Here is a 255-nt window from a genome sequence, read left to right on the forward strand (position 1 = left end):
CCTTGTCGTTACTCATGTCAGCATTCGCACTCGTGATACCTCCAGCAGACCTCTCGATCCACCTTCGTCGGCTTACACGACGCTCCTCTACCGCGTGCCTGCATCCTTAAGCCTACTCATCATGATCTGCCCACCCGACTCAACGTTCGGGGAGCGCTTGAACGTCGCTTCGCGACGTTAATCGAATAGCCTTAAGTGATGCAGGCACACCCGTAGCTTCGGTACCTGGTTTGAGCCCCGTTACATCTTCCGCGC

Annotated in this window: 1 rRNA gene; it reads right to left on the reverse strand. The window is 56.1% G+C overall.

Going from position 1 to position 255, the window contains the following annotated elements:
- A 23S ribosomal RNA gene (locus M8009_RS19460) occupies positions 1-255 on the reverse strand; the annotation flags it as partial.

It is taken from the genome of Halomonas gemina (assembly GCF_023554995.1).
Taxonomy (GTDB): domain Bacteria; phylum Pseudomonadota; class Gammaproteobacteria; order Pseudomonadales; family Halomonadaceae; genus Halomonas; species Halomonas gemina.